The sequence below is a fragment of the Streptomyces sp. NPDC048291 genome (assembly GCF_043201715.1).
GTDB lineage: Bacteria > Actinomycetota > Actinomycetes > Streptomycetales > Streptomycetaceae > Streptomyces.
In genome coordinates, this window is sequence record NZ_JBICZC010000004.1 from 601,422 (window position 1) to 626,808 (window position 25,387).

Annotated in this window: 24 protein-coding genes; 10 read left to right on the forward strand and 14 right to left on the reverse strand. The window is 70.7% G+C overall.

From position 1 onward, the window contains the following. Positions 1 to 7 precede the first annotated feature (7 nt). Positions 8 to 970: a DeoR/GlpR family DNA-binding transcription regulator gene (locus tag ACGF5O_RS13565; RefSeq protein ID WP_362595026.1), complete on the reverse strand. Its 963-nt coding sequence runs from the start codon at positions 968 to 970 to the stop codon at positions 8 to 10. A 166-nt stretch (positions 971 to 1,136) separates the two neighbouring features. Further along, positions 1,137 to 2,585, reverse strand: coding sequence for an NAD(P)H-quinone dehydrogenase (locus tag ACGF5O_RS13570; protein ID WP_393810029.1), 1,449 nt, complete (start codon positions 2,583 to 2,585; stop codon positions 1,137 to 1,139). A gap of 96 nt (positions 2,586 to 2,681) precedes the next feature. On the opposite strand from ACGF5O_RS13570, the gene ACGF5O_RS13575 reads away from it, so the two are divergent. The 5 genes from ACGF5O_RS13575 to ACGF5O_RS13595 all read left to right on the forward strand — a co-directional run bounded on the left by ACGF5O_RS13575 (position 2,682) and on the right by ACGF5O_RS13595 (position 7,609). Then, complete coding sequence (locus ACGF5O_RS13575) at positions 2,682 to 3,122, forward strand: gamma-glutamylcyclotransferase (RefSeq protein WP_362595022.1); 441 nt, start codon at positions 2,682 to 2,684, stop codon at positions 3,120 to 3,122. A 49-nt stretch (positions 3,123 to 3,171) separates the two neighbouring features. Next, entirely contained in the window at positions 3,172 to 3,450 is a 279-nt protein-coding gene (locus ACGF5O_RS13580; protein ID WP_393810030.1) for a type II toxin-antitoxin system RelE/ParE family toxin, read from the forward strand. A 148-nt stretch (positions 3,451 to 3,598) separates the two neighbouring features. Next, positions 3,599 to 4,423: a purine-nucleoside phosphorylase gene (locus ACGF5O_RS13585; RefSeq protein WP_351485257.1), complete on the forward strand. Its 825-nt coding sequence runs from the start codon at positions 3,599 to 3,601 to the stop codon at positions 4,421 to 4,423. 226 nt (positions 4,424 to 4,649) lie between these two features. After that, positions 4,650 to 6,281, forward strand: coding sequence for a phospho-sugar mutase (locus tag ACGF5O_RS13590; protein WP_393810031.1), 1,632 nt, complete (start codon positions 4,650 to 4,652; stop codon positions 6,279 to 6,281). A 143-nt stretch (positions 6,282 to 6,424) separates the two neighbouring features. Beyond that, positions 6,425 to 7,609, forward strand: coding sequence for a hypothetical protein (locus ACGF5O_RS13595; RefSeq protein ID WP_393810032.1), 1,185 nt, complete (start codon positions 6,425 to 6,427; stop codon positions 7,607 to 7,609). Positions 7,610 to 7,613: 4 nt separating this feature from the next. On the opposite strand, the gene ACGF5O_RS13600 is transcribed toward ACGF5O_RS13595, so the two are convergent. From ACGF5O_RS13600 to ACGF5O_RS13650, 11 genes are all read right to left on the reverse strand, one after another. Next, the gene (locus ACGF5O_RS13600; RefSeq protein WP_393810033.1) at positions 7,614 to 8,081 is read right to left on the reverse strand and encodes a hypothetical protein; all 468 of its coding nucleotides are present in this window, start codon (positions 8,079 to 8,081) and stop codon (positions 7,614 to 7,616) included. A 287-nt stretch (positions 8,082 to 8,368) separates the two neighbouring features. After that, on the reverse strand, positions 8,369 to 9,229 hold the full coding sequence (locus ACGF5O_RS13605; protein WP_393810034.1) for a phosphate ABC transporter ATP-binding protein: 861 nt from the start codon (positions 9,227 to 9,229) through the stop codon (positions 8,369 to 8,371). A 45-nt stretch (positions 9,230 to 9,274) separates the two neighbouring features. Next, entirely contained in the window at positions 9,275 to 10,237 is a 963-nt protein-coding gene (locus ACGF5O_RS13610) for a sortase (RefSeq protein WP_393810035.1), read from the reverse strand. Between the two features lie 110 nt (positions 10,238 to 10,347). Next, a complete protein-coding gene (locus ACGF5O_RS13615; protein ID WP_393810036.1) occupies positions 10,348 to 12,024 on the reverse strand; it encodes a hypothetical protein in 1,677 nt (558 codons plus the stop codon). A 104-nt stretch (positions 12,025 to 12,128) separates the two neighbouring features. After that, entirely contained in the window at positions 12,129 to 13,112 is a 984-nt protein-coding gene (locus ACGF5O_RS13620) for a substrate-binding domain-containing protein (RefSeq protein WP_362595004.1), read from the reverse strand. Between the two features lie 247 nt (positions 13,113 to 13,359). After that, a complete protein-coding gene (locus tag ACGF5O_RS13625) occupies positions 13,360 to 15,867 on the reverse strand; it encodes a hypothetical protein (protein ID WP_393810037.1) in 2,508 nt (835 codons plus the stop codon). Further along, positions 15,867 to 17,588, reverse strand: coding sequence for a phosphate ABC transporter substrate-binding protein PstS (gene pstS / locus ACGF5O_RS13630; protein WP_393810038.1), 1,722 nt, complete (start codon positions 17,586 to 17,588; stop codon positions 15,867 to 15,869). The genes ACGF5O_RS13625 and pstS overlap by 1 nt, the downstream gene beginning before the upstream one ends. Continuing rightward, entirely contained in the window at positions 17,585 to 18,844 is a 1,260-nt protein-coding gene (pstA, locus tag ACGF5O_RS13635) for a phosphate ABC transporter permease PstA (protein WP_393810039.1), read from the reverse strand. The genes pstS and pstA overlap by 4 nt, the downstream gene beginning before the upstream one ends. Before the next feature lie 99 nt (positions 18,845 to 18,943). After that, positions 18,944 to 20,005 (reverse strand): phosphate ABC transporter permease subunit PstC, encoded by a 1,062-nt coding sequence (gene pstC / locus ACGF5O_RS13640; protein WP_393810040.1) that lies wholly within the window; start codon positions 20,003 to 20,005, stop codon positions 18,944 to 18,946. A 152-nt stretch (positions 20,006 to 20,157) separates the two neighbouring features. After that, positions 20,158 to 20,502, reverse strand: coding sequence for a hypothetical protein (locus tag ACGF5O_RS13645; RefSeq protein WP_362594994.1), 345 nt, complete (start codon positions 20,500 to 20,502; stop codon positions 20,158 to 20,160). Between the two features lie 295 nt (positions 20,503 to 20,797). Further along, positions 20,798 to 21,943 (reverse strand): FAD-dependent oxidoreductase, encoded by a 1,146-nt coding sequence (locus ACGF5O_RS13650; RefSeq protein ID WP_393810041.1) that lies wholly within the window; start codon positions 21,941 to 21,943, stop codon positions 20,798 to 20,800. Between the two features lie 192 nt (positions 21,944 to 22,135). On the opposite strand from ACGF5O_RS13650, the gene ACGF5O_RS13655 reads away from it, so the two are divergent. Beyond that, positions 22,136 to 22,729 carry a TetR/AcrR family transcriptional regulator gene (locus ACGF5O_RS13655; RefSeq protein ID WP_393810042.1) on the forward strand — a complete coding sequence of 198 codons (594 nt, stop codon included), beginning with the start codon at positions 22,136 to 22,138 and terminating at the stop codon, positions 22,727 to 22,729. 73 nt (positions 22,730 to 22,802) lie between these two features. Here ACGF5O_RS13655 and ACGF5O_RS13660 read toward each other — a convergent pair whose 3' ends face one another. After that, on the reverse strand, positions 22,803 to 23,258 hold the full coding sequence (locus ACGF5O_RS13660) for an ATP-binding protein (protein ID WP_393810043.1): 456 nt from the start codon (positions 23,256 to 23,258) through the stop codon (positions 22,803 to 22,805). A gap of 233 nt (positions 23,259 to 23,491) precedes the next feature. Between ACGF5O_RS13660 and ACGF5O_RS13665 the strand changes: the two genes are divergently transcribed. The 4 genes from ACGF5O_RS13665 to ACGF5O_RS13680 all read left to right on the forward strand — a co-directional run bounded on the left by ACGF5O_RS13665 (position 23,492) and on the right by ACGF5O_RS13680 (position 25,386). Next, positions 23,492 to 24,343, forward strand: a complete 852-nt coding sequence (locus ACGF5O_RS13665) for a Scr1 family TA system antitoxin-like transcriptional regulator (RefSeq protein WP_393810044.1) — start codon at positions 23,492 to 23,494, stop codon at positions 24,341 to 24,343. 10 nt (positions 24,344 to 24,353) lie between these two features. Beyond that, positions 24,354 to 24,539 carry a DUF397 domain-containing protein gene (locus ACGF5O_RS13670; protein ID WP_393810045.1) on the forward strand — a complete coding sequence of 62 codons (186 nt, stop codon included), beginning with the start codon at positions 24,354 to 24,356 and terminating at the stop codon, positions 24,537 to 24,539. A gap of 117 nt (positions 24,540 to 24,656) precedes the next feature. After that, positions 24,657 to 24,884: a hypothetical protein gene (locus ACGF5O_RS13675; protein ID WP_393810046.1), complete on the forward strand. Its 228-nt coding sequence runs from the start codon at positions 24,657 to 24,659 to the stop codon at positions 24,882 to 24,884. A gap of 43 nt (positions 24,885 to 24,927) precedes the next feature. After that, on the forward strand, positions 24,928 to 25,386 hold the full coding sequence (locus ACGF5O_RS13680) for a DUF6879 family protein (RefSeq protein ID WP_362645709.1): 459 nt from the start codon (positions 24,928 to 24,930) through the stop codon (positions 25,384 to 25,386). Position 25,387 lies beyond the last annotated feature (1 nt).

Sequence of the window (25,387 nt, forward strand, 5' to 3'; positions counted from 1 at the left end):
GGCGCACTCACCGCCGCCGCATGTCGGCGACCCGCCCCCGCTCGCCCCCCGTCGGCTGCTCTCCCCCCAGCATCGACGTCGACCGCAGCCCCGGCCCCTGGCTCCGGCGCGGCCCCGGCAGGGCGACGTCCCGACGCTGTTGGTGCTGTTGCTGCCGCGCCGGGGCCTGATCACCCCCCGGGTTTCCCGACGCCCCGGCCACGGCGATCTGCACCCCCTGGTCGGCAAGGGCCTGCAACTCGGTGACGGCACGGTCGTCGTGGGGCGGCGGCTCGTCGGTGACCAGCCGGGTGATGAGGTCGGTCGGCACGGTCTGGAACATGGTGTCCGTGCCGAGCTTGGTGTGGTCGGCGAGGATGACGACCTCCGCGGCGGCCTGCACCAGCGCCCGGTCGACGGACGCCGACAGCATGTTGGACGTGGACAGCCCCCGCTCGGCCGTCAGGCCGCTCCCGGACAGGAAGGCCTTCGACACGCGCAGCCCCTGCAGGGACTGCTCCGCACCGGAGCCGACGAGCGCGTAGTTGGAGCCCCGCAGGGTGCCACCGGTCATCACGACCTCGACCCGGTTGGCATGGGCCAACGCCTGCGCCACCAGCAGTGAGTTGGTGACGACGGTCAGGCCGGGCACTCTCGCCAGTCTGCGCGCGAGTTCCTGGGTCGTGGTCCCCGCCCCGACCACGATGGCCTCGCCCTCTTCGACGAGGCCCGCGGCGAGATCGGCGATGGCCGTCTTCTCGGCGGTCGCGAGATGGGATTTCTGCGGAAAGCCGGACTCCCGCGTGAATCCGCCCGGCAGTACCGCACCGCCATGTCGGCGGTCGAGGAGTCCTTCTGCCTCCAGTGCGCGCACGTCCCGCCGTACGGTCACTTCGGAGGTCTGGACGACGCGGGCGAGCTCACGGAGCGACACGGCCCCGTTCGCTCGCACCATTTCGAGGATCAATTGGCGACGTTCTGCAGCGAACACGAAACTGACAGTAACCCCAACGACCGTCTGCTTTCAGCAGTTTGCGCCGAATAGCAGAAGTTGTTCGCACAGCAGGGTCAGGAGTGGTATAGGGCCTACCCAGCCCGACTATGCCGTACGCATGCCCGACAACTCCCCGTGACCAGCGGGGAGTCGGTTCCGGCCGTCAGGCCTCGCCGTTCACCTTACGGGTGTGCAGCTGCCGCGCCACCTCCGCGATCGACCCCGAAAGGGAGGGGTACACGGTGAAAGCGTTCGCGATCTGTTCGACCGTCAGATTGTTGTCGACGGCGATCGAGATCGGATGGATCAGCTCCGAGGCCCGCGGCGAGACGACCACACCGCCCACCACGATCCCGGTTCCCGGCCGGCAGAACAGCTTCACGAAGCCGTCCCGGATGCCCTGCATCTTCGCGCGCGGGTTGCGCAGCAGCGGCAGCTTCACGACCCGGGCGTCGATCTTCCCGGCGTCCACGTCGGCCTGCGTGTACCCCACCGTCGCGATCTCGGGATCGGTGAAGACGTTCGACGACACGGTCTTCAGGTTCAGCGGCGCCACCGCGTCGCCGAGGAAGTGGTACATGGCGATCCGCCCCTGCATGGCGGCCACGGACGCGAGAGCGAAGACACCGGTCACGTCACCGGCCGCGTACACACCCGGCGCGCTCGTCCGGCTCACCTTGTCGGTCCAGATGTGCCCGGAGTCGCGCAGCTTGACCCCGGCCTCCTCCAGCCCGAGCCCCGCGCTGTTCGGAATGGCGCCGACGGCCATCAGGCAGTGCGAACCGCTGATGACCCGGCCGTCCGCGAGCGTGACCTCGACCCGGTCCCCGACCCGCTTCGCCGCGGCGGCCCGCGACCGCGCCATGACGTTCATGCCACGGCGCCGGAACACGTCCTCCAGGACGGCGGCGGCGTCCGGGTCCTCGCCCGGCAGCACGCGGTCCCGCGAGGACACCAGCGTGACCCGCGAGCCCAGGGCCTGGTAGGCGCCCGCGAACTCGGCGCCGGTCACACCGGACCCGACCACGATGAGCTCCTCGGGCAGCTCGGTCAGGTCGTACACCTGCGTCCAGTTCAGAATCCGCTCGCCGTCGGGCAGGGCGTCGGGCACCTCCCGCGGATGCCCGCCGGTGGCGATGAGCACCGCGTCCGCGACCAGGGTCTCCTCGCTCCCGTCCGCCGTACTGACGACGACCTTCCGCGACCCGTCCAGGGCCTGCATGCCCTCCAGCCGCCCCCGCCCGCGCATGACCCGCGCGCCCGCACGCGTGACCGAGGCGGTGATGTCGTGCGACTGCGCCAGCGCCAGCCGCTTCACACGCCGGTTGACCTTCCCCAGATCGACCCCCACCACCCGGGCGGCCTGCTCCAGCGGCGGGGTGTCGTCGGCGACGATGATCCCCAATTCCTCGTACGACGAATCGAAGGTCGTCATGACCTCGGCCGTAGCGATAAGGGTCTTCGACGGCACGCAGTCGGTCAGCACCGACGCTCCGCCCAGACCGTCGCAGTCGACGACGGTCACCTCCGCGCCGAGCTGCGCGGCCACCAGCGCCGCTTCATAGCCGCCGGGTCCGCCACCGATGATCACGATCCGAGTCACGTACTCCATTGTCCCGCACGCTTCAAGGTGCTACTGCCCGGGGGCGCCACCCACCACCGCCTGGGGCGGGAGGGACACCCGGGACGGCTGCCGTACCCTCTCCCCATGTCGTCGCTCTACGCCGGGTACGCCGGCAATCTCGACGCGCGGCTGATGTCCCGCCGCGCCCCGCACTCGCCCCTGCGCGCCACCGGCTGGCTGAACGGATGGCGGCTGACCTTCGGCGGCGAGCACATGGGCTGGGAAGGCGCGCTGGCAACGATCGTCGAGGACCCGATGTCCCAGGTCTTCGTCGGCCTGTACGACATCGCCCCGATGGACGAGGAGTCCATGGACCGCTGGGAGGGCGTCGGCCTGGGCATCTACCGCCGTGCCCGGGTCCGCGTGCACACCCTGGAGGGCGAGGAGACCGCCTGGCTCTACGTCCTGGACGGCTACGAGGGCGGCCTGCCCTCCGCCCGTTACCTGGGCGAGATCGCCGACGCGGCGGAATCCGCGGGCGCCCCACACGATTACGTGATGGAACTGCGCAAGCGACCCTGCTGACAGACCGCGTCCCTACACTGGTGGGACCGACGCACCACCGGGAGAGCGGATGTCCCCCACCACGTACGACGTGTACTACACCGTGCAGGCAGCGGCCGCCCGCGACCGGCTGGACGATCGTCAGCGGATGGCGTTCGACAAGGGCATCGCCCTCCTCGCCCGCGACCCGTTCCTCTCGGTGTCCCGCCCCATAAGCTCCACCGGGGACGACCGCACCATCCGCCTCACGCAGAACGTCCTCGTGGAGTACACGGTCAGCCGGGGCCGGCTGCTGATCTTCATCGTCGAGGTCTTCAACGACAAGGACGTCCTCGTCGCCGACGAGTGACCGCGCCCCGAAAGCCGCACAGACCCCTCACAGCAGCCGCAAAGGTCACCTGCGTCACACCCCTCGTCGGAAACGACAAGACAACGATCGCAATCCCATGAGCTCCGTCATCTACGCGCGTAGGCCCAGACCAGCTACTCTCATCCGCGTGAACGCATCTCTTCTTCCGGACGACATCCAGGGCGACCCCCACGCCGCCGCCGACGCGGCCGCCGCCCGCCTGCGCGAACTCACGGGCGCCGACACCCACGACGTCGCCCTCGTGATGGGCTCCGGCTGGGCGCCGGCCGTCGACGCCCTGGGCGCTCCCGACGCCGAGTTCCAGGTCACCGAGCTGCCCGGCTTCCCGCCGCCGGCCGTGGCGGGACACGGCGGCAAGATCCGCTCGTACTCCTCCGGTGACAAGCGCGCGCTGGTCTTCCTGGGCCGCACGCACTACTACGAGGGCCGGGGCGTCGCCGCCGTGGCCCACGGCGTCCGCACCGCCGTGGCCGCCGGCTGCAAGACGATCATCCTGACCAACGGCTGCGGCGGCCTGCGCGAGGGCATGCGTCCCGGCCAGCCGGTCCTCATCAGCGACCACATCAACCTGACGGCGACCTCGCCCATCATCGGCGCCAACTTCGTCGACCTCACCGACCTCTACTCCCCCCGCCTGCGCGCCCTGTGCAAGGAGATCGACCCCAGCCTCGAAGAGGGCGTCTACGCGCAGTTCCCCGGCCCGCACTACGAGACGCCGGCCGAGATCAGGATGGCCCGGGTGATCGGGGCGGACCTGGTGGGCATGTCGACGGTTCTCGAAGCGATCGCCGCGCGCGAGGCGGGCGCCGAGGTGCTGGGCATCTCGCTCGTGACCAACCTCGCCGCGGGCATGACGGGCGAGCCCCTCAACCACGAGGAGGTCCTCCAGGCGGGCCGCGACTCGGCGGCACGCATGGGCGAGCTGCTGGCGCAGGTACTGGGCAGGCTCTGAGCGACGCCATCCGGGTTGCCACGCGCGGTCCGTCGGCGTCCGCGCACCCGTCGCGGCCGCTCGCGCAGTTCCCCGCGCCCCTTACGGGGCGCTGCAGCCACCGTCGGCCGGCAGGCGAGGCTCCCCGGATGGATGATCGACCCACCACCACCCGTAGGCGCTACGCGCACCCCCACCGAAGCAGCACAGGCGCCGCAGGCACACCACGAGAGGTTGGACGACGACCGTGCACGACGATCTCATCGCCCGGGCCCGAGCCTGGCAGACCGAGGACCCCGACCCGGAGACCCGCGACGAGCTCGCCAAGCTCATCGAGGCCGGCGACCTCACCGAACTGTCGGCCCGCTTCAGCGGCACCCTCCAGTTCGGCACCGCAGGCCTCCGCGGCGAACTCGGCGCCGGCCCGATGCGCATGAACCGCGCCGTCGTCATCCGGGCCGCCGCCGGCCTCGCCGCGTACCTGAGGAACCACGGCCAGGGCACCGGCACCGTCGTCATCGGCTACGACGCCCGCCACAAGTCCGCCGACTTCGCCCGCGACACCGCCGCGGTCATGACCGGCGCCGGCCTGAAGGCCGTCGTACTCCCCCGCCCCCTCCCCACCCCCGTCCTGGCGTTCGCCATACGGCACCTCGGCGCGGTCGCCGGCGTGGAGGTCACCGCCAGCCACAACCCGCCCCGCGACAACGGCTACAAGGTCTACCTGGGCGACGGCTCCCAGATCGTCCCGCCCGCCGACGCGGAGATCGCCGCCGAGATCCAGGCGATCACGGCCCTGCGCGACGTCCCCCGCCCCGACACCGGCTGGGAAACCCTCGACGACACGGTCCTGGAGGCCTACCTGGCCCGCACGGACGCCGTCCTGTCCCCGGCCTCCCCCCGCACCGCCCGCACCGTCTACACGGCCATGCACGGCGTCGGCAAGGACACCCTCCTCGCCGCCTTCGCCCGCGCCGGCTTCCCCGCCCCCGCCCTCGTCGCCGAACAGGCCGACCCGGACCCCGACTTCCCGACCGTCGCCTTCCCCAACCCGGAAGAGCCCGGCGCGATGGACCTCGCCTTCGCGAAGGCCCGCGAGACCGACCCCGACCTGGTCATCGCCAACGACCCGGACGCCGACCGCTGCGCCGCCGCCGTCAAGCAGGACGGCGAGTGGCGCATGCTCCGCGGCGACGAGGTCGGCTCCCTGCTCGCCGCCCACCTGGTCCGCCGCGGCGCCACCGGCGTCTTCGCCGAGTCGATCGTCTCCTCCTCCCTCCTCGGCCGCATCGCCGAGAAGGCGGGCCTCCGCTACGAGGAGACCCTCACCGGCTTCAAGTGGATCGCCCGCGTCGACGGCCTGCGCTACGGCTACGAGGAGGCCCTCGGCTACTGCGTCGACCCCGACGGCGTCCGCGACAAGGACGGCATCACCGCGGCCCTCCTGATCACCGAACTGGCCTCGGTCCTCAAGGAGGAGGGCCGCACCCTCCTCGACCTCCTCGACGACCTCGCCGTGGAACACGGCCTGCACGCCACCGACCAGCTCTCGGTCCGCGTCGAGGACCTCTCCGTCATCGCCGACGCGATGCGCCGCCTCCGCGAGCACCCCCCGGCCGAACTCGCCGGCCTCCCCGTCACCAAGGCCGAGGACCTCACCCGGGGCACGGACAGGCTGCCGCCCACCGACGGCCTCCGCTACACCCTCACCGGCGCCCGGGTCGTCGTCCGCCCGAGCGGCACCGAGCCGAAGCTGAAGTGCTACCTGGAGGTGGTGGTCCCGGTGGCCGCGCACACCGACCTCCCGTCGGCCCGCGCCACCGCGAGCGCCCTGCTCGCGGCGATCAAGCACGACCTCTCGGCCGCGGCCGGCATCTGACGCACCGAGGGGTGCCCCCGAGCCCGGGGGCACCCCTACGGGTGATTTCGCGACGGCGACCGACCCACCCACCGCACCCCGCCCCGGCTCCCGGGGAACGGTGATCCGGTACCGCCCGCCGCAGCCGTCGTACTGGAGCCGCCGTGTCCTCGACCGCCCCCGACACCGCCCCCCACGGGCACATCCCGGGCACCCGACGGCCCCGCCTCCCCACCGCGACCGTCCCCCGCCACGCCCTGCGCCGGGCCGCTCCGGCGCTCGCCGCGTACCTCGCCGTACGCCTCACGGGGCTGCTGGTCCTCGCCGTCTGGGCGCACCGGCGGCACCACGGGGTGTGGCCGATGCTGGCGACGCAGTGGGACTCCCGCTGGTACCTCGGCATCGCCGACCACGGGTACGCCCACGTACTCGGCACCGCGTACGACCACAACAACCTGGCCTTCTTCCCGCTGTACCCGCTCCTGGTCAAGGCCGTCGCGGTGCTGACCCCGGGCACCCGGGCCAGTACCGGGCTGGTCCTCTCGTGGCTGGCCTCGCTCTTCGCGGCCTGGGGCGTGTTCGCGGTGGGCGACCGGCTTTCCGGCCGCCGGGTCGGCGTCCTGCTCACCGTGCTGTGGGCGGCGTACCCGGTCGGACTCGTCCAGTGGATGGGCTACACCGAGTCCCTCTTCACGGCGTTCGCCGCGTGGACGCTGTACGCGGTGCTGACCGAGCGCTGGCTGTACGCGGCGGCCGGCTCGGTCCTGGCCGGCCTGACCCGGCCGACCGGCATCGCCGTGGCCGCCGCGGTCACCGTCACCGCCCTGCTCTCCCTCCGCACCCACCGCTCGCCCCACGCCCTGACGGCGGCCCTGGCGGCGCCCCTCGGCTGGTGCGCGTACGTCGGCTGGGTGGGCGTCAGGCTCCACCGCTGGGACGGCTACTTCGCCGTACAGCGGATGTGGCACAACGAGCTGGACGGCGGCGCGGAGACGCTGCGCTGGCTGCGGCACCTGTTCGGGCAGGTCTCGCGCCCGGAGCTGTTCCTGGTCGTGGTGAGCCTGACCATGCTGGCCTCCTTCGTCCTGTTCGGACTGGCCGCGGCGGACCGGCAGCCGCTCCCGCTGCTCGTCTTCAGCGCGGTCCTGCTGGTCATCGTGGCGGCCAGCGGCGGCGTCTACTTCCCCCGCGCCCGCTTCCTCCTCCCCGGCTTCCCCCTCCTGCTGCCGCTCGCCGGGTATCTCGCCCGCGCCTCGGCACGGGTACGCCTACTCGCCCTGACGGCGGCGATCGCGGGCTCGGCGTACTGCGGGGCGTACATGCTCCTGGTGTGGCCGAGCGCGCCGTGAGCGGTCAGTCCCGTACGAGGTAGCTGAACCCGGTGTCGGGACCCACGCACGACTGGAGGGTGAGGTCGCCCCAGTAGAGCCCGGCGGCCGGGGCGCCGCGGCCCGGAGTGACGTAGTTGGCGTACACGGTGTACGTCCAGGTGCCGCGCGGGGTGCCGATGGCGACCCGGGTGCCGACGCGGAGGGTGGCGAACAGGTCGAAGCCGCAGTAGTCGTGACCGACGATCACGACGGTCCGCATCTCGTAGCCGTCCTCGGTGCCGATGTTGGGGCCCGCCCACTGCACGGCGTCCTCGCAGGCGTCCACCTCGTCCTGCCCGCCGCGGATCACGCCCGCGGACCAGGTGCCGATCCGGATGGTGGTGCCGGTCGCGGCCTCCGGGGTCTTCGGCACCTCCGAGGCCGGCGCACCGGCGGCAGGACGGCGCGACGACGTGACGGGCACCCGGTGGGACAGGTCCGGGCCGGGCACCCGGCCCGCCGCGCTCGCCGACGGACGAGGCGTACCTGACCGCGGGGCACGGCGCACCGGCGGCGTGAGGGAGGCGGAGACGGACGGAGCCGGCCGCGACGGCGTCGTCGACGCCGAGGGCGTCGCCACCCGATCAGCGGTGTCCGGGACCCGCGCCCCACCCCCGGCGTCACCCCCGGCTCCGCCCCCGGCCCGCTCCCCTGACCCCGCACCCGCTCCGGCCCCGCACCCGGCGAGAAGCAGTACCGCCGCCAGCGCCCCGGCGACCCGTCCGCCCCCCGCCCCCGTCACCCGAAGCGTCCGTTCACGTAGTCCGAGGTCCTCTCGTCCTGGGGCGAGTTGAACATCGCGTGGGTGCCGCCGTGCTCGACGATCACGCCGGGCGTGCCGTGCGAGGCGAGGAAGAAGGCGCAGTTGTCGGAGACCCGGGCGGCCTGCTGCATGTTGTGGGTGACGATGACGATCGTGACCTCGTCCTTGAGGTCGTGGATGGTCTCCTCGATCCGGCGGGTGGACGTCGGGTCGAGCGCCGAGCACGGCTCGTCCATCAGCAGCACGCGGGGCCGTACGGCGAGCGAGCGGGCGATGCACAGCCGCTGCTGCTGGCCGCCGGAGAGCGCGCCGCCGGGCTGCCGGAGCCGGTCCCGTACCTCCTTCCACAGGCCCGCCTTGGTGAGGCACTCCTCGACCAGGTCGTCCCGGCCGTCGCGGCCGACCTTGATGGCGTTGAGCCTGAGGCCGGCGACGACGTTGTCGTAGATCGACATCGCCGGGAACGGGTTCGGCTTCTGGAAGACCATGCCGATCTCGCGGCGGGCGTGGGTGATGCGCCGCCCGCGGTCGTAGATGTCGACCTCGTCGAGAAGGACCCGCCCGGCCAGCGAGGCCGAGCCGATCAGTTCGTGCATCCGGTTGAGGATGCGCAGGAAGGTCGACTTGCCGCAGCCGGAGGGGCCGATGAGCGCGGTGACCTGGCGCGCGGGCATGGTGAGCGAGACCCGGTCGAGGACCTTGTGGTCGCCGAACCAGGCGGAGACGGCGTCGGCGCGCAGGGAGGCGGGGCCGTCCCCGAAGCGGGGTCCGCCGTCCCGGACGCTCTCGACGGGCGGTTGGACGACGGTGTCGACGAGATCGGTGTTCTCGGACATTCGGTTGGTCAACTTCCGTGCGGTGGCCGGTGGTTCGGGGCGGGTTCAGAGCAGGTTCGGCAGCAGTGCCGTGAGGGACTGGGAGTCGGCGAGGCCGAGGGCGAGCAGCAGCGGGCCCGCGCAGATCCAGGTCTGCCAGCGGCCCCAGACGCGGAAGGCGACCACCGCGAGCAGCGAGGCGAGCAGCAGGCCCTGGGTCCACAGGAAGACGCCGAGCCAGGCGCCGGAGTCGGTGCCGAGGGCCTGTTCGGAGTCGGCGATCCAGCCGGCCCGCAGATCCCGCGGCGGGTTGGGCTGCACGGCGGTGACCAGCTTGGCGTCGACCCGGAGCACTCCGCTCGGGGTGTACGGCGCCCCGGTCGCGGTGATGAGGGTGAGCCGTCCCTGCCCCTCGGCGACCGGGGCGGGCAGTTCGTCGCCGGCCCGGCGGATGCCGGTGACCTCGTAGACCGCCTTGTCCTGGCCGGTGGTGATCTCTATCCGGCTGCCGACGGGCAGTTGGTGCAGGTCGTGGAAGGGGCTGCCGTATCCCCACTGCCTGCCCATGATCACCGCGGTGCCTGCCTGGCCGGGCAGCGGGGTGTCCCTGCGGTGCCCGGGCCCCGCCATCAGCACCTCGGAGGTGGTGCCCTCGGCGACGACCTCCTTGAGACCGAGGGCGGGGATGCGCAGCAGGGCGACGGGCGCGCCCGGCTTCAGCAGCTTGCCCTCGTAGTCCCGCTGGCCCACGGGGGCGGTGCCCAGGGCGAGTTCCTTGCGGAGTTCGTCGTAGGCGGTCTGCTGGTCGCGGGCGTGCTGGAGGTGGCCGACGATCGTGAGGTTCGCGGCGAAGCCGAGGAGCACGGCGGCGAGAACGCACAGGGCCGCGCCGGCGAGTGCGAGCCCGGGGCGGGCGGGGGGCCGCGGGGTCTCCCGGCGCGGCTCGGTGGCCGGCGGGGGCGGCGGCGGGTCGGGCGGTCCGTCGGCGGGCGCCGAGGCGCCGGCCGAGGGTGGGGCGAGGGTGGTCACGGGGTGCGCTCCTCGAAGCGGAGGGTTCTCTGGCGGGTCCTGGGTGAACGGGCGGGCCCGGGGACACGTCGGCGTGTGCCCCCGGGCCGGCCCGTCGGCCGATCGGTCGGTCAGCGGTGCTGCGGGGTGTCGCCGCCGAAGGTCAGCAGGCCCTTGCGGCGCATGTGGAGCACGAGTGCGCCTCCGGCGGACAGGAAGGCGAAGGAGGCCAGGCCGATGGCGCCGACCTGGGCACCGGTGGAGGCCATGGAGCCGCCGCCGTTGCCGGAGCCGCCGGTGTCCCCGCCGGTGGAACCGCCGCTGTCCGAACCGCCGCCGGTACCGCCCGTGTCCGTGCCGCCGGAGTCCGAGGCGGAGGCGCTGGGCTCGGGGGACTCGCTGGAGTCGTCGGAGCCGGTGGTGAACGCGAAGTCGACGCTGTGCCCGTCGGTCTTGTCCTCGGCGAGGGTCAGGGTGTGGTCGCCGTCGGCGATGTCCTTGGGGACCGTGAACGCGTAGTTCTTCACGGTGCCGTCGGAGTCCGCCTTCGCGTCGTCGAACGTCGCGTCGCTGTCGGCGAGGGTGACCTTGACCGCGGCGCTCGCGGTGTAGCCGCGGGCGGTGATCTTCACCTTCTGGCCGGCTTCGAGGTTCGGGTTCGTGTCGAGGGTGTTGCCGTCCTCGTCGGTGACGGTGAGGTCGGGGTTCTCGGTGGGGCTGGGGCTGGAGGTGTCCGCGTCGGTGCTGACGAAGTTGAACGCGGCGTAGATGCCCGACTTCTCGGAGAACTGAAGGGCGTGGTCGCCGTTGGTCAGGGCGTTGGGCACGGTGAACGCGTAGTCGGCCACGGTGCCGTCGGCGTTCGCGGTCGCACTGCCCAGGTCGGAGTCGGTGGCCAGGCTGAGGGTCACCGCCACGGCGGACCCCGGCGTGAAGCCCTTGGCAGTGACTTTCACCTTCTGCCCGATGGACAGGGTCGGCTTGTCGCCGAGGGCGGTGCCGTCGGCGTCCTTGGCGGAGACGACGTAGTCGATGTTCGCGGTGCCAGTGGCCTCGGCGCTGGAGTAGGAGTCTGCGTCGGTGGGCGTGAACGAGGCGGTGAAGGGCATCGGGCCGCCGATCGCCGGCGCCTTGACCGTGAGTTCCGCCGTGCCGTTCGTGACCTGCGCCGTGCCGAGCGAGGTGTCACCGTTCTTGAACTCCACGGAGCCGGCCGCCGCGGCGGGCAGCACCGTGGCGGTGAGCTTGAGGTCGCCGCCCACGGCGACGCCGGTGGTCGCGCTCACCGCGAGCGTCGTGGCCTGCTGTTCGAGCAGGGTCCAGGTGTCGCCGGAGATCCGGACCTTGGCGAGGAAGACCGGGACGTCGGTGCCGCCGCCGCAGCCCAGACCCAGGGTGTAGGTGCCGTCGAGGGATCCGTCGGGGATCCAGGTGCGCAGCCGCGTCTCCAGGCTCTTCGCGGCGGCCAGGGTGGTCACGTCCATCGTGAACGGACCGGAGCCGGCCACGATCTTGGTGGCGCCCTGGCCGAGGGTGGCCTGCGTGGTGTCGCTCGTGGGGTTGAACACCTTGAGGATGGCCGCCTTGCCCGCGGTGTCGTCCGGGCAGCCGGCGGTCGTCGTCACCGACGTGATCATGGGGTAGGTCGAGATGCTGCCCGTGGTGGGCGTGATCGTGAACTTGCCGAGTTGGGTGGCGGCATGGGCCCGGCCCGAGAAGGCGAGGACCCCGGCCAGGGCGGCGCACAGCAGGGCGATGCCGGTGAGCAGCGCCACCGGTGATCTGAGTTGTGCGAGACGGTGATTCATGTGGTGGTCCCCCCGCGGGGTCTGGGTCCGGGTTGTGGATGAATACGCCGACAGGGCCGGACACCCATGGGGTGCCCGGCCGTTGTGCGGCTATGGGACGGTGATCAGCTCTCGCCCTTGAGGGTCGTGCTGCCGCAGTCGCTGCCGAGGGTGCCGAAGCCGTAGTCGGTGATGGTGCTGGTGTTCGCGCAGACCTTGGAGCCGGTGCCCACGAAGGTGTCCGCGATCAGCGCGTCCGACAGCTTGGCGGTCGGGACGACGTTGTAGACGTTCCGGAGGTAGGGGAAGGAGAGGTTCAGCGAGAGGTCGTCCTCGTTCCGCGGACCCACGCCGTTCACCGAGCCGAGCACGGCGTCACCACGACGGTCGTCCACGGTCGCGGTCTCCTGGGCGGTGTACTGGGCCACGGAGTACGGGAAGATGTCGCCCGCGCTGTCGATGACCGAGCCGTCGTTCTCCTGGATGGAGGAGTTCGTGGTGACGCAGGAGCCGGGGGTCGTCACGCCGATGGAGCTGAGGAAGAAGGCGCGGGTGCCCGAGGCCGACTGCGGCAGGATCGGGGTGAGGGTGACACCGTTGAGCGAGGTCAGGCTGCAGGTGTAGATCGCCTGGAGCTGCGCGGTCGTCAGGTTGTCGGGAAGCGCGCTGCCGGACTGCTTCACCCAGGACACTGCGTCCTTGGCGTACGGGATGAAGGTCAGGTCCGTGGTGGTGGTGTTGTTCGGGCCACGCGAGGAGCGGGCGAAGTCCACACAGCCGGTGCCGCCGTCCACAGCGGTGTTCAGCGCGGTGATGCCCGCGCCGGAGCCGTCGGGGCGGTTGATCGTGCAGCTGCCGGTGGCCTTGGTCGTGATCGTGGAGGTGCCGGTGGCGTTCCACGAGGCGATGACCTTGCCGTTGCTGTTCGTGATCGCGTTGCCCAGAGCGTTCATCACGTCCTGGGTCGTGTCGGAACCGACACCGGCCAGCTGACGGTAGTCGGTGGCCGAGCTCGGGTCGGCGTAGGCGGCGGGAGCGGCCAGGGCACCGAGGCCCAGGGCGACCGTACCGACGGCGGCACCGATACGCACGCGGGACTTGACGTTCACTTGATTTCTCCTCCGTTGAAACGGATCGAGCAATGGACGTGCAAGCAAATCCGGATTCTGTTTTCGCCACCGACCCGTCGGCCGGCCACCCAGAACAATTCCGCAGACTCGAACCGGCGACCACAAAATCCAGCCGGTCATCAGGTTACGAATCTCTTACCTAGGTGAAACCAAGGGAACTCACCAGGCGGTGTGCGGATTCCCGTTCCCTGGGCCCGGATACGCCCCGGAAACGGGAATCCGACGATTACTCGGGTTTTCCTCCAGGGATATTCGTCGAGGCCGCCCCGCGCACCGACAGCCGCAGCATCACCGGCCCGGAAAGGGCCGCCGCTCCGCCCGCGACGAGGACCCCGAGCAGTACCCAGCGGATCAGCCCGAGCACCTCCGACGGGGTGTAGCCGCCGGACTGGGCCACGTTCTGCTTGGCCGGGTCGGTCTCGCTCGGGGCGGTGGAGGGCCGGGCGGTGCCCGTCGCACCCGTGCCACCGGCCGCGGCGCCCGACGTCCCGGCGGAACCGCCGCCGGTGCCGCCGGTCACGCTTCCGCCGGCCGCGCCGCCACCGCCGGTACCGCTCAGGTCGTCGCCGCCCGAGGACGTGCCGCCGGAGGACCCGTCGGCGTCGGTCACGCCCTTCTCCAGCCGGTCGGCCGCCTGCTTCGCCTGCGTGCGCATGGCGGCGGGCAACGGGGCGTATCCGTAGGGCAGTTCACCCTTCGCGGTGCCCTGGGTCTGTCCCGCGCCGGCCGCGTACCGCATCACCTTGGCGTAGTCCTGCCGGGCATCCGCGGCCTGGTCGAGCGAGGCCGCCGCGTAGACCACGGCGGTCAGCGGGTAGGCCCCGTCCTTCATCTTCGCGGGGTCGGACGCCTTGACGCCGGCCACGTCCGAGTCGGGCATCTCGGCGACCGCCTTGAGCAGGGACGCGTCGGTCGGCGTGACGTAGTCCCCGTCGGCGTTCGGCAGGGCGGCGGCGCCCAGCTGGTAGCGCACCGCGGAGGCGTTGTCGACGATGCCGTACTGACGCTGGTTCGTGGGGATCGGCCGGGGTTCGGCCGACAGCCTCGGCAGCGGATCGCCCGACGCGCACGTGTACGCGGTGCCGATGGAACCGCGGCGTACCTTCAGCGCCCCGTCGTGCATGTCGTTGACATAGGGGACCACGTCCTGCGCGGTGCGCGTCACGTTGCCGGTGAGGCAGACGACCTGTGTGGGCGTGAGATCCGTCTTGGGGAAGAAATCCAGGGAATCCGATATGACCCCGTCCTTGTAGGCAGGGTTCACCTTCATTCCCCAGGGGTCTTTCTTCCCTTCGATGAACTCCTTTGCGTCGGAGTCCGCCAGAATGTATTTCCACACCAGTCGGGCGGAATCGGTGTTGTCCGCGGTGACGGCCAGACCCAGCGGGGCGTTGACGGCCGCCTGGCCCTCAAGACCCGGATTCAGCTTGAGGAATTCAGGGTCCTTGACGATGGACTCCGGGTTGCCGGCGAGGTAGTCGGGAACGCCGTCGCTCGGCTGGGTCACGCTGAAGGGATAGGACTGGGTGAGCACCTTGGCCAGCAGTCTTTGATTGAGCTTGAGCTCCGTCAGCGGCAGCTGCTCGTTGTGCAGGTCGTCGCCCTCTCCGGTCGTGTGCGTGTACATCCAGACGAAGCCGATCGTCAGGCCGCTCACCGCGACCGGCGCGTGCACCACCTGGGCCTGCCCGTCGACCGGCTCGACGGGATCCACCGTCAGGGCGAGCCCGGCCTCCGAGTCGCCCGAGGTCACGGCGGTCCTGGCCTGCCCCTCGCCGGACTGGGTGAAGTTGAACCGGTAGGTCCCGGTCTTGCACAGCGCGGTCTGCCAGGACGTGATGGCGTCGGTGGCCAGTTCGGACCCCATGATCCCGCGCTCGGGCTTGTCCGGGTCGCAGTTGTCCGCGATCGGCGCGAAGCCGAGCCGGAACACGATGCGCTGGTCCCAGTTCGACCGGCTGAGCGAGGAGGTGACCTGGGCACCCCCGGTGTGCGTCCGCCCGTTGGGGTCGTGGGTGCCGCGGGGCACGACCACCAGCCAGCACGGCTGGATGGCGCCGGCCGACGTGGTGCGGGCGCCGCAGCCCAGGGCGGGTTGTTCCACAGCCGACTTCAGCTCGAACGAGATGTCGCCGCCGCCGTCCCCGTCGTTCGGCATGAACGGGTCGGCGTTGGTGTCCCCGTCGGTGAAGTACGTGGTGTCGGTGGGGCCCGCGGTGGGGTCCCCCTGCCCCTCGACCGGCTGGAACGGCACATAGTGGGTGCCGTTCTTGTCGACCGGGGTGGAGGAGTCGGACTCCAGCGGGTCATGGCCCGAGGTGTCACCCTGGGCCACGGCCCGGCCGTCCCCGTTCTGCCCGCCCGCCGCCAGTCCGAACTCGCACTGCGTACGGTCCGGCCCGGAGTCCTCGTCCCCCCAGCACTGCATGACCGACAGGAAGTTGGTCTCGGAGTTGGTGGACGGCTCCCCGCCCGTCCACGTCACCCGCACGCCCTGCCCGGTCAGGTCCTTCGTCTGGTGCACGGTGACCTTGAGATCCGAGAAGTCGTCCCCGTACACCCCCTTCGCCCCGCTCTTGGTCACGGCCGAGCTCTCCGCCGTGGCCGCCCGCGCCTGGTCCGCCCCTCTGGGCAGCGGCAGCACCGCCAGCACCAGCGCGGAGAGGAGGCACCCCACCCCCGCGGTCACCCGGCGCCGGCCGGGTGACATCCGTGTCGTCGTCGACGGTCTCATCACAGCTCCCCCTTACGGCGGCGCGAACGTCCCGCGAGCAGCCGCGCGGTGAGCGGTGGCCCCACGACCACCGCGACGAGCAGGACCGCGGACAGCGCCATCAGGGCGCCGCGCATCCCGAGGCTGTTGTCGGCGGCGAGGGCGACGGGGTTGGCGGCCACGTTCGTGTCGCCGGTGCTCGCCCCGTCGCCGCTGACCACCTCGCCGGTGTCGGGGTCGACGCTCGCCCCCGAGGTGCCACCGGCCGCGGCGCCGGCAGTGGAGTCGGACTTCCCGTCACCGTTGGTGTCCGTACCGCCCGTGCCGCTGCCGCCGGTGGCGGCGGAACCGCCGGACGACGAACCGCCGGACGCGGACCCGGACCCGGAGCCGCCCGAGGAGCTACCGCCCGTCGCGCCCGGCTTCACCGGGGTGTCGGTGCCCGCGGCGCCGGCCGTGCCGGTGGTGCACTGCGTCAACCCCTTCTTGTCGCAGGACTTGGGGTACGGGGCGTTCTTGATCAGGGTGTTGACCCCGCCGGAGAAGGTGGGGTTGCGGCAGGTGTTGATGTTGATGGAGCCGGTGGGTGCGCCGGGGACCTTGCGGAGCTGGTCGAAGCCCGCCTGGACGAGGTTCTTCGGCAGCGGCGAGTAGCCGAGGTCGTCCGCCTGCTGCTGGCCGTCGCAGAGGAAGTAACGGCCGAACGTGCCCAGCGAGTTGCCCTTGGCGGCGGTGAAACCGGACTCCACCTTCGTCGGCAGGATCATGTAGCTGTAGCTGGACAGCGGGTAGGTGCGGGCGTCGGCGTTGGTGTAGACGCCGTCGAGGATCTGGGTCAGGTAGTTGACCGACGACTTGTTCTCGTTGATCTCGGCCTTGGTCAGCGCCACCGCGACGCTCGCGGCGGTCGGCTCGACGTAGTAGCCGTCCTTGTTGAGCACCTTGGCCACCGGGAAGCCGGTGTTCTTGGCGTAGGAGTACTCGACGTAGGTGATGGCGCCCTCGCCGGAGGGCTGGCGGACATGGCCGGAGACGCCGAGCGAGCCGGACTTGGCGATCATTGCGGAGCCGCTGAGCAGCGGGTAGTTGGAGGTCATGCCGCAGTTGCCGCTGCCGCGGCCGGTGCGCGAGCAGTAGTCGGCCCACAGGGAGCCGTACTGCTTCGACATCCACATGGTGAACTGGGCGCTGGTGCCGGAGCCGTCGGAGCGGACGACCGGGACGATCGCGCGGGCCGGCATGTTCAGGCCCGGGTTGTCGGCGGCGATCGCGGGGTCGTTCCAGCGGGTGATCCTCCCGGTGAAGATCTTGGTGACGACGTCCCCGGACAGCCGGAGGTTGGTCACCATCTTGCCGTTGATCTTGAGGTTGTACATGAACGCCGTACCGCCGGCCACGATCGGCATGTAGGCGTAGCCGCGGCTCGGCGGGGTGTCCGTGACGCCCTGTTCCTTGAGGCCGTAGGGAATCTCGGAGACCGCGAAGTCGACGGTGTTGTTCTTGAACTGCTCACGGCCCTGGGAGGAGCCGTTGGCCGTGAAGTTGACCGTCATGCCGTAGTTGGCCTTGACGTTGCGGACCCACTGCTGGACGGCGTTGGAGCTCCAGGTCGAACCGGAGCCGGTGATCTTGGCGTAGGAGGCCGCGGCGGCGGGCTGCGGCTGGACGGCGAACAGGGCGCACAGCAGGGACACCAGTGACAGCGCGGTGGCCGCCAGACGGAAACGAGTGGCGGGTTTCACGACGAACTCCCGGAATCGGATGCGACGGGGGTGGTGACGAGGTCGGCCGTCGGGCGGCGCTCGGCGAATCGACGCGCGTCACGCCGGGACGCGAGGACGCGCCGGTGTTCCTGACGGCGGGTGAGATGGCCGGGGCCCCGGCCGCCGACGATGCGGGCGGCGACGAACAACAGCAGCACCAGCGCCATGAGCAGGGCCGCCGTACCGAAGCCGCGCGAGATCATGTTCGGCTCGGGCGACTTGACGAACTCGAAGGTGACCAGGGGCAGGGAGACCATCGGGTCGTGGAAGGGGTTGAGGTTCAGCTCGTTGGTGAAGCCCGCGGTCAGCAGGACCGGGGAGGTCTCGCCGATGCCGCGCGCGGTGCCGAGGATCACGGCGGTCGTCAGACCCGAGCGGCAGGTCGGCAGCACCACGTGCCAGACGGTGCGCCAGCGGCTCGTACCCATCGCGTAGCTGGCCTCGCGCAGGGTGCCGGGGACCAGCCGGATGACGACGTCGGCGGCCCTGATGATGATCGGCAGCATCATCACCGAGAGGGCGAGCCCGGCGGCGAGTCCCGACTGGTCGAGGCCGAGGCCGAGGATCACGGTGGCGTAGATGAACAGACCGGCGACGACCGACGGCAACGCCGTCATCGCCTCGACGATGGTCCGCACGAACCGGGCGTAGGCGCCGGGGACTTCGTTGAGGAACACCGCGCAGACCAGCCCCGCCGGGACGGTGATCAGCAGCGCGATCGTGATCATGATCAGGGTGCCGGCCGCCGCGTGCAGGGCGCCGCCCACGCTGAGCGGCTCCAGCGGGCCGGCCAGCTCCATGCTCTGGGTGAAGAAGTTCAGGTGCACCAGCGCCTTGCGGCCCTGGACGAGCGCGTAGAACACGACGAACGCGAGGATCACGACGAGCAGCAGACCCATCGACCGTACGATCGCCGCCGCGATCCGGTCGACGATCGCGGGCCCGTCCTCGTCGAAGGAGACCAGCAGGGCGTACACCAGCAGGAAGAGGACGTACGCGACGACGACGAAACCGACGGCGCCGTTGAACGGCAGCAGCCAGTGGAACAGCAGCCAGGTGATCGACAGCGCGGCGGTGGCGGCTCCGACCATGGCGTACACGTCGGTGGCGTGCAGCTGCGTCAGGGCGCGGCGGCGCTCACCGGCCGGATCGGCGCCGCGGGCCGGGCCCGGCAGCGTGGTGCCCGGGCGTCCGGTCGCCTGACGCGCGCCGGGCGCTTCAGGGGCAACGGTCATGGTCGCTCATTCCTGTGTGGCGTACCTGTGTGGCGTACCTGTGTGACGGACGGGACTTGCGGGCGCCGTGGGGGGGCGATAGCGGGGAGGCGAGGCTCGTCACGCGTCGCTCGCCGCGCCCGAGCGGGAGCGGGCGACGATGGAGGAGGCCGCGAAGTTGACGATCAGCGTCATGACGAACAGCGAGAACCCGGCCGCCATCAGCGCGGACATGCTGAACTCGCTGGCCTCGCCGTAGCGCAGGGCGATCAGCGAGGAGACCGAGCTGGTACCGGACTGGAGGATGTGCCACTGGACCGAGAAGGTCACCGAGATGATCATGAAGACGGCGATCGTCTCGCCCAGCGCGCGGCCGAGCCCGAGCATCGTGCCGCCGATCATCCCGCCGCGCCCGAAGGGCAGCACCACGCTGCGGATCATGCCCCAGCGGGTGGCGCCGAGCGCGTAGGCGCCCTCGCGCTCGCCCGCGGGCGCCTGCGAGAAGACCTCGCGCATGATCGAGCAGATGATGGGCGCGATCATCATGCCGACGACGAGTCCCGCGATGAACGTCGAGGAGGTGTAGACGCTCTCGGGCGCCAGCGGGTCGTTCGGGTCGGCGCCCTGCACGTCGAAGACGGGGATCCAGCCGAAGTAGGTGGAGATCCAGCGGGCGATCGGCAGGACCTTGTCCTGGAGGAAGAACACGCCCCACAGGCCGTAGACCACGGACGGCACGGCGGCCATCAGGTCGACGACGCTGATCAGCGTCCGGCGCAGCCGCGGCGAGGCGTACTCGGCGATGTACAGCGCGGCGCCGGTGGCGAGCGGCACGGCCACGAGCACCGCGACGGTCGCGATCAGGATGGTCCCGACGATGACCGCGGCGATGCCGAACTTCCCGCTGCCGGGCTCCCATTCGGCCGTCGTCAGGAACGACCAGCCGGCCTTGTCGAGTGCCAGCCAGGCCCGGTAGAGCAGGAAGCCGCCGACGAGCAGCATCACGGCCAGCACGAGACCGCCGCCCGAGCGCAGCACCGTGCGGAACACCCGGTCGGGCAGCCCGGGGTCGGCGTACAGGCGTCGGCGCACGTCGGGTTCGCCGACGTCGGCTTCGGCGTCGATGGAGCCGACGCCCGCGATCACGGGCTGCGGCTGTCTGGTTCGTCTCAGCGAGGGCACGGTCCCGACACTCCGTGTCATCGGTTGACATGCACATCCTGAGGTGTGAACTACGGGTTCCCTAAGGGCAACATCGGTCCCCGCCGCGCAGGCATGCCTCACCCCCGGCCGGGGCCGCTCCGGGCCCGGTTGACGTGCGGATCAGCCGTGGCTCACTCGCCCCATAACTCGGGCCCGGCATATACCAGTTCGGCGATCATCGTGCGGAACCGGTCGTAGGACGCACGGCAGGTCGCATGCCGCTCGTACGTCCGCGCCGAACCGGCCAGATGGCGCCCGGAGTCGTCCCAGACCACCCACACCCAGCCGCCGCCGTCGGAACCGTGCTGCACTCCGCCCCCCGTACGGGAGTGCAACGCGCACATGCGGTGGAACGCGGCGCGACATCGGGCGTGGGTGTCGTGCGAGGTGAGCGACACCGCGACCGATCTCCCGTTCGGCGCCACCAGACGCCAGCCGAACCTGCCCTGCCCGTCGATGTCCACCTGGCATCTCATGCCCGCTGCCCCGGCGGCAGGTCTTGCCGCCCTCTCGGACCGCTCCATGTCCCCACCCCCGCCGCCCAATAGGTAAGTAAAATCCGCTGGTACGGCGCTCTGGGGCGGCAGCAGCAATCTACTGAGACGCGGGTGACGGCGCCCGGACAAAACTGACTGCCGAGGCCACGCTTCATGTAGAGGTATCCCCTAGGTAACCCGTAGGCAAGACACAGAGAAAGCGCTCCCACCCCGGACCGGGACAACGTTGCCAATTGGGGCGCAGGCGCAGACTGCTCCGCTCCGCCCCCGATCCTCAGAGCTGGGCGTCGTTGTCGCCGCCGAAGTCGGGCACGTCGGCGGACAGCAGGTGTTCGGCGCCGCCTTCGAGGGCCCTGGCCGTCTCGGTGGAGCGGGGGAGCATGGTCTTCTCGTAGGCGCGGATCGCGTCGTCGACGGTGGCGGCGTCCGCGAGAGCGAGGGCGAGTTCGCAGGCGTCGAGCATGGCGAGGTTGACGCCGACGCCGAGCGGGGGCATGAGGTGGGCGGCGTCACCGAGCAGGGTCACCGTCGGGTTGTGTTCCCAGACGTGCGGGACCGGGAGAGCGAAGATCGGGCGGTCGACGTAGGGGCCGTCGTTCTCGCTGATCATCCGGCGCATGCGGGGCGACCAGGAGGCGTACTCGCCCAGGAGCAGGGCCCGGATGCCGTCGGTGTCCTCGACGGTCAGGCCACTCGCGCCGATCCAGTCGACGGGAACTCGTCGGATGATGTAGACGCGGATGTGGTTTCCGCTGTTGCGCTGGGCGAACAGACCGCGCTCGCCGTCGGCTGCGTGCGCGCCGCCTTGGCCGACCAGCTCGGCGATGTCCGGGTGCCGGTTCTCGACGTCGGTGAACCATGCCTCCAGAAAGCTCACCCCGGTGTACCCGGGGACGGCGGGGGACAGGGCCGGGCGCACCCGGGAGGAGGCGCCGTCGGCGCCGATGACCAGATCGGTCTCGATGCTCGTGCCGTCGGCGAAGCGCAACCGCCGCGGCCCGTCGGCGGGTCCGCCGATCGTGTCGAGGGCGCGGCCCCAGTGCACGGTTCCCGGCTCTACGGAGTCGAGCAGCAGGTCGCGCAGCTGGCCCCGGTCGATCTCCGGCTTGAACAGCTCGTCGGCCTCCGGGACCTGATGGGACGTGATCGTGCCGCTCGGGTCCATCTGCCGCATTTCCTGGCCTTCGGGGCGGGCCAGGGCGAAGAACTCGTCGAGCAGGCCGGCTTCGCGCAGCGCGATCTGGCCGTTGTCGGCGTGCAGGTCGAGGGTGCCGCCCTGGTTGCGTGCGTCGGGGCCAGGGTCGCGGTCGTAGACGGTGACCGCTATACCGCGCCGCTGGAGGATGCGGGCGCAGGTCAGTCCGCCGGGTCCGGCACCGACGATGCTGATGCGGGCTCGGGTGGGCGCTGGGGAGTTCATGGCTGTTCCTTTCGGTCGCGAAGAGAAGCGCGAAGAGAAGAGGCGAAGAGGGGGCGAGGGGGGCCAGGCATCGGCGCCCCTGAAGACCGGACGCGCCGGCTCACGTACTCGCACACCCATAAAATCAGAGCGAGTCGAAAAGTGCAACGACTCTACTTAGCGAGAGATTCGACTATCAGGTAGGCTCCAGTCATGACCGTGCCCCCTGTGAGCCGCCGCGACCGCAAGAAGGCGGCCACCCGGCAGGCGATCGCCGACGCCGCACTGCAACTCTTCCTCGAGCGCGGCTACGAGCAGGTGAGCATCCGTGACATCGCCGACGCCGCCGACGTGTCGACCGCCACCGTGTTCAAGCACTTCAGCGGCAAGGAGGCGCTGGTCTTCGACCAGGACGAGGACCGGGAGTCGGAACTGATCGCCGTGGTACGGCAGAGGCCCTCCGGCCAGAGCATCCCCGACGCCCTCCGGCAGCACGTCCTCGACACCTGGCCCTCGATCGACGCGCATCCCCAGGCGGCCGAGTTCACCAACCTGGTGAACTCCACGCCGGCGCTGCACGCCTACTCCGAACGCATGTGGACCCGCTACACCGACAGCCTCGGCGCAGCCATCGCCGACGAGTTCGGCGTGGACCACGACAACCTCGCATGCATGGCTCTCGCCCGATTCGTACTCGACATCCCGGCCATCGCTCGCGGCAGACAGGACCGCCGGGCCGCCGTCGAGGCGATCTTCGACATCCTCACCCACGGCTGGAAACCACCGAACAAGCAGCTCGCCCCGTAACGCCTGCACGCGCTCCCGAACCCGCTCTCGACCGGCCCCGGCCCTACGGCCGGAACCACACCCGTGAGCCCCGTCACGGGCTCCCCTTCCCACCCACCTCGAACCAGAGCAGCTTCCCGGCACCGCGCGCCGGCGGGCCGTCCACCAGAGGGAGCCCGCCCCATCGGTCGGCATACTCCGTCACCAGGCACAGCCCACGCCCGCTCTCGGCATCCACCGGCGCGGACGGCACCCGACCCCAGGGCGGTTCACCGAAGGGGGCGGGGACATGCGGATGGCCGTCCCGGACCCCGACCCGCAACCGCCCGTCGACCAGGGCGGTGAGGCACAGAGAGACGGGCCCGCCGCCGTGCAGGTAGGCGTTGGTGACCAGTTCGGAGGTCAACAACTGCACGGCGTCGAGGACTTCGCCCCTGCCGTGGCTCTCCAACACGGACCGTACGGTCATACGTGCGACACGTGCGGCGCGGGGGTCATGAGGCAGACGGAGGGCGTACGCCCAGGTGTCCTGCGGGGCTACGGTGACCATGAACGGCTCCTACGGTGGGAGGACCTGGTTCGCTCGACGACCGACCGGGCGGTGGCAGTGCCGCGCACGAACAGGGCGGCGCGGTGCGCTTCCGGCTTAGGGGGCGGGAGTTGAGCGGCTTGGGTCAACCGTAGACTTCGACAACTGAAGGTTTTGCCCCTTCCAGCAAAACCTTCAGCAATCTCCTTCGTGTGGGTGACCACTACGCCAGGTGTATGAAACGGAGTGAGGACATGCCACCGAGGCCCGCCCCCACGGCACGGCGCGTCCGCATCGGCGTAGAAGTGCGTCGGCTACGCGAACGCGCAGGCATGACCGCGGCCGAGGCCGCCAGATCCCTGGGGACGACGCAAGCGCAGATCAGCAACATCGAAGCGAACCGCTTCGGCATCAGCGCGGAACGCGTACACACGCTCGCCCACATCTACGGCTGCACGGACCAGCCCTTGGTCGACGCCCTCGCCGCCATGGCTGCCGACCGGACCCGAGGCTGGTGGGAGGAGTACCGCGACACCCTGCCGCCTCGTCTCCTCGACCTGGCGGAACTGGAACACCACGCCACGAGGCTGCGCGTGACGCAGGTCATCAACATCCCCGGTCTGCTCCAAACACCGGAACACGCCCGTGCGCTGTTCCGTGAAGCGGTTCCCGCACTACGCCCCCACGAGATCGAGTACCGGATCTCCCACCGGATCAAGCGCCAGGCCGTCCTCCATCGCGAGCAGCCGCCGTCGTACACGGCGATCGTCCACGAGGCCGCGCTGCGCATGCAGTTCGGCGGTCGCGAAGTGGCCAGGGCGCAACTGCAGCACCTCGCCGAGAGCAGCGAGCACCCCGCCGTCGACCTCCGGGTGATCCCTTTCGACGGCACCTCGTTCCCCACGACCGGCCACGCCGTCGACTACTTCCACGGTCCGCTGCCCGCCCTCGACACCGTCGAGGTGGACACCGCGCACGGCACCGAACTTGTCGATGCCGCAGGACAATTGGAGAAGTACCGCCTTGTCCTGGACCGCATGGAGGCCGTAGCCCTGAAACCCGTCCCCTCACTCGACCTCATCCACCGCATCACCCAAGACATCTGAGAGACGAAACGTGGCCGAACCGACCTGGCAGAAGTCGACGTACAGCGAGGAAGGCTCCGCCTGCGTCGAGATAGCCCCCACCCCGACCGCCATCCACATACGCGACTCCAAACACCCCTCCGGCCCCCACCTCACCCTCCAGCCCACCGCCTGGGCGGACTTCGTGTCGTACGCAACGCGCCAGCCCCTGGTGTAAACACTCCGAACACCCGCTCGTGGAAGGTGGCGTGCGCAAGTTCTCGCAAGTTCCTGGTCCGTGTTCGGCGTTGAGCGCAAGATCGGGCACGGACACCCGACGACGAGGGAGGCAGCAATGGCTCTGATCAAACTCGGCCAGGATCCCGAGAGCCCGGAAGGGAAGTCGCCCACCATCTACCTCGATGACGAGAAGGGCACCTATCTGGTGCAGGGGTGGAAGGTGGCCGATGAGGCCCGGCGTTCGCAGCTGGACCTTCCCGGGCATGAGGACGTGATCGAAATCCCGAAGCGCATGGTGCAGTTCTTCCCGGAGGTGAAGCACGGTGACGGTACCGACTCTTGAGGACCGCCTGCGGGGGTGCACCCGCACGGCGGTCCATCTGGAGATGCGCGACGAGTACATGCGCTCCGACCCTCGGTTCGCCGCCTGGCAGAACGGCATCCGGAACGACCCCGCCGAAAGCGACCCGGAACGTCGCCCGTGGCTGCGACTCATTGCCGACCTCGTAGCCCAAGGGGTCGAAGTACGCAGAGCCCGGATCGTGTCGGAGCCCGTCTCGGACTACATCCGGTTCGAACACCATCTGACCGGCCCCACCGTGGCGGCCGGCGAGCAGGTGCGCTGGCTGCCGCGCCGTCACGCATCCGCTCTGCCTCTGCCCGGAAACGACTTCTGGCTCTTCGACGACAGCTCGGTCGTCTTCCACCACTTCGCAGGCGACGGCGAGCTGGCCCCGGACGACGAGGAATTCAACGACGACCCGGCCGTCGTCACAATGTGCGCGCACGCCTTCGAAGCCGTCTGGGCACTTGCGGTACCACATGCGGACTACACACTCGCCTGAC